The 4,325-nt window shown below is 44.4% G+C and carries 3 protein-coding genes and 1 pseudogene; 3 read left to right on the forward strand and 1 reads right to left on the reverse strand.

The features are described 5' to 3' along the window. On the forward strand, window positions 1-711 hold a 711-nt coding region (locus tag IE090_RS17635; RefSeq protein WP_229815823.1), incomplete at its 5' end, for an IS3 family transposase. A gap of 15 nt (window positions 712-726) precedes the next feature. Here IE090_RS17635 and IE090_RS17640 read toward each other — a convergent pair. Continuing rightward, a complete protein-coding gene (locus tag IE090_RS17640; RefSeq protein WP_189390436.1) occupies window positions 727-909 on the reverse strand; it encodes a transposase in 183 nt (60 codons plus the stop codon). A gap of 153 nt (window positions 910-1,062) precedes the next feature. On the opposite strand from IE090_RS17640, the gene IE090_RS17645 reads away from it, so the two are divergent. Further along, window positions 1,063-3,570, forward strand: a complete 2,508-nt coding sequence (locus IE090_RS17645) for a hypothetical protein (protein ID WP_189390437.1) — start codon at window positions 1,063-1,065, stop codon at window positions 3,568-3,570. A gap of 196 nt (window positions 3,571-3,766) precedes the next feature. Further along, window positions 3,767-4,257: pseudogene (locus tag IE090_RS17650) on the forward strand (transposase); the annotation flags it as partial. Window positions 4,258-4,325: the final 68 nt, after the last annotated feature.

The raw sequence follows: 4,325 nt of genomic DNA on the forward strand, positions 1-4,325 counted from the left end.
CTGCCCTTGCTAACTGGAAGATGGATTATCGCCTATTTTGGGGTATTTTTCAGAGGTGCCCTAACTGATGCAGAAGGCGACTGGGGTTTTGGCCTGTGCTTCGATTACTTACGCAACGTCGAGGGCCGCTCCTGGAACCACAAGCGTGTTTATCGGATCTATTGTGAGCAAGCACTGAATCTACGTATTCGACGTCGGCGCCGTTTAAAAAGGCAGGCCCCCGAGCCGTTGAAGGAGCCCATCAAACCCAACCAGGTTTGGTCGATGGATTTTATGCATGACCAACTGGCTGATGGTCGCCACTATCGGCTATTGAACGTCATCGACGACTATCGGCGTGAAGCACTGTGCACCGAAGCGGATTTTTCGTTGCCAGCCCCCAGGGTTATTCGAGCACTGAATCAGCTACTGGAATGGCGGCCTAAGCCCACTGCAATACGCTGTGACAATGGGCCGGAGTTTATCAGTACCGAGTTTGTTAAGTGGGCCAGACTGCATAGTATTCGAATTGAATACATTCAACCTGGAAAGCCTCAGCAAAATGCCTATATCGAGCGTCATAACCGTACAATGCGGTACAGCTGGGTCAGCAAGCACCTGTTTGAATCAATTGAGGAAGTTCAGGAGTATGCAACGAACTGGCTGTGGTTTTACAATCACAATCGGCCGCACAAGGCCAATGGAGGCAAGCCATTTTTGATGGCAGCCTAACTTCTACTTTTAGCGTCAGTTAAAAATGGGGAGATTACCCTTCGAGTTCCAGTTCTTTTTCCAGCGTCGAAGGTTGTTCTCACTGGTATCAACCGCCAGGGCTGCTTTGGCAAAGGAGTAGCCTTGCTCGGTAATCAAAGCTACTGCGTCTTTCTTGAACTCAGGCGCAAACTTGCGCCGTTTTTTCTCTGTTGTCATTGTTCACCTCGGTTTGTATGAATACTATCTTAACGAGATGTCCGGGTGAATTAGACCACTACACAGAGTTTTACGAAGAACCATATACAAAGAAGAGTTATAGTTTTATAATCTAAAACGGTAGTCGTATATCACTTAAATCAGAGGAAGAGAATGAAATATAGATTTCTACTAGCACTGCTATCAATCGGGGCAATAAATTTTGCTTTTGCCAGCCAGTGCAACATGCCAAATGATTGGGACTGGACAAAAGAGTCGGCTTTTGCTGATTCCTCATCTTTCTACCCCTTCTACGAAGGCAACTACATTGGCGCTACATTAAAGCACTTTCACTGCCCTGAAGATGGCTGGTTATTGTACGCAAAAAGATTAACCTGTCAGGACATCCATGATAGTAACTCTGCATGTGAAAATCCATTCAAGTCTCCTTATGTCCCATACTTTGCATTATACAACAAATATACTGGACTACTGCGTTTCTTTATATGGATACCTAGAGAACATAACACGTCTACTGAGAACAAAGACTCACTGGATATTGTTCTTAACATAGTACGATATAACAATCCCAACGATGAGTCGGCCTTACTGATCAATTCAGAAAATCCAGCTCGGTCTCTGGAGGAGTTAAATGATAGTACTCAAGAAATTACTTATCATATTCCAAGCAGTGAAAAAAACGTATGGGCTGTTGCAGACTACTATGTAACTTATCCTGGCGAAAATCTAGCAGACAACCTAGCATTTCGTATTGGAATATACGCCAACAATTCTCAGGATATATCACTATCCGGTGAGATTAAAGGGAGGCTATCCGATATCACTAAAGGACGATCAGCATCAGGTTTTTCTATTGTCAAAGGCATTTATGATGATAGAGATACAATCAAGGATGCATTCGACGGAGGTAAAGACTTACATAAGGACATTGCTGGTGCATCAAAAGATCTTATAAACTCGAACAATGACATATTAATGAGCATCGGCTGGGATCTTGGCGATCTATCTTCCTGGATGTCAGAAAACTCAAACCTTATTGGAGGTATTGGAGCTGCAGAAGCCGCATTCAGAGTGGTTGGAGGCCTTATGGGTTCAAAGGATTCGGTACACCATCAATACATTGATCTTGACATTAATCTAAATGGGAACGTTACAGATACAACGTCAGCATTGAAGCACCTGAACGTGGCAGTGCATGGTTCTCAGCAGTACAATCAAGGGCTTAAGGGGCCTGACACTGAGGATCTAAACCTTGACGGAAATATGGGGGTATTCAACTTCAAGTCTCAACCCAGCTTCGTTATACGACCCAATGAAGAGGGAAGCAAACACGAGTACTCAGGCTATTTTTTAGAAGACATTAAGGATTTAATCAACCTAAATCCAGCTCTTAGAAATGAGCTGACTATAGAGACAGTTGCCATACAGCCAGAGTTTGACATGGAGATATCCATGTATGATCGAGGGTTTGTATCAGCTCGTAATTACAACCATACTTCAAAGCGCCTTCTCCATTCAACAGAGGCAGTGGAAAGTAGAAATAGTATTGCATATGCAACGGAACAGCTATCTAAAAAGAAGCGGAGAATAACCGTCGGCCATAACCAGTTCGGATCATTTGACCAGCGATTCATGTCTTATGCAAAAGAAATGGACAGCGCTAGCTTAAGGTCACCCGTTGGCCTGGGATCAACAGCTGTTTTTTATGGACACAAAAGAAGCAAAAACGACACACGTGAATTTGAAAAGTATCGATACCTCTTAAACAACGTCAATATCAAGGTTTTTATTAAGTTCCGCCACAAGTTCAAGGACGACGTCTACTTTGACTATGTCGGCTACTTGACTCCTGACGTCAAAGTTTGCGGCATGACACAAAGGGATATTAACAAAAAACTGTTTACAGATGAGTTTGACAAATCCCGAATTGAGCTGGTAGGTAATCGAGAATGTAACTCATTGGATACCCCATACTCAGTAAAAGTGGGTCAAGAGATTAAAGTCGGAGAGTCAATCTATTCACAGAGCAAAACATACTTTTTTAGATTAGAACCATTTGGACAGCTTGTTCTATATAATAAATATGGACATGATATTGCGTATAGTGAAAGGGACTCGCGGATTAAATCTGCTAAGCTTGACTCAGATGGTCTCATCAAACTCTATGATTCGAACAAACGTTTAGTATCATCGTTTGGCGTAAAAACTGGGACTGGATCTGCTGACAAGATGGTTGTTAGTGATCAAGGAGTTCTATCCGTACAGGATTCTGCTGGTACGCAACTTTGGAGTACAGACGACTTCTATTTAGAGTACCCTGGTAAGTTGATCCATAACAGAAAATCAACGATTTACTCTCCAAATGGTCAGTTTAAACTGCTGATGCAGAGCGATGGAAATTTAGTCGTTTACAACCATTATGGCAGTGCAGATTCAGCATCAGGAACCGGCATGGTTGGTAGAAATGCTTTTGTACGCTTAAGCAATCAAGGGCATTTAGAAATCTATGATAACAACACCAGAAAAGTCGCTTGGCGTAGCAATGGACAGCCTTCTAACAAGCGTTCTTACGTCTTACGCCTACAAAACGATGGACGTTTGAAGGTATCCACTGGATTTGCGCATTTTGAGCAGGTTCTATGGGTGGGGAAGCTTAACTAGCACCCCGAAGGCAAGGCTACCCCATTCATTGGAGGAGTGGGGTACCATTAATCCAGCAATCAAATAGTTCTCCAATCATGCTGCATAGCTGATCTTCACGTGCTCAAAATACTTCGCAACGAGATGGTAATCCCCCCGAAAAATAACAGCAGCCAAAAGTAGAATTTTCTCGTAACCTAAGCGTAGGAGATTCTGTATAAAAAAATCACGTTACACAGACAGCCAGATCATGGCGATCCTCAAGCAAGCTGAGGCTGGCACGCCTGTGCCGGAGCTTTGCCGTGAACACGGCATGAGCAGCGCGACATTTTACAAATGGAGAGCCAGATACGGTGGCATGGATGCCTCACTCATGGCACGCATGAAGGAGCTTGAGGAAGAAAATCGACGCCTCAAGAAGATGTACGCCGAGGAGCGCCTCAAGGCCGAGATCATTCAGGAAGCCATGGCAAAAAAGTGGTGAAGCCCCAGGCGCGGCGCATGCTCGCTCAACAATCTGTCGCTGAGCGGAAAATCAGTATTCGTCTGGCCTGTCGGATATTCGCAGTGAGCGAAACCTGTTACCGCTATCAGCCCAAACTCAGTGACGAAAACGCTGAAATCGCCCATCGGCTGATAAAGCTAACTGATGCAGAAAGCGACTGGGGTTTTGGCCTGTGCTTCGATTACTTACGCAACGTCGAGGGCCGCTCTGTAGTGGTCTAATTCACCCGGACACCTCGTTAAGATAGTATTCATACCAACCGAGGTGAACG

It is taken from the genome of Bacterioplanes sanyensis (assembly GCF_014652515.1).
In the GTDB taxonomy this organism is placed as follows: domain Bacteria; phylum Pseudomonadota; class Gammaproteobacteria; order Pseudomonadales; family Oceanobacteraceae; genus Bacterioplanes; species Bacterioplanes sanyensis.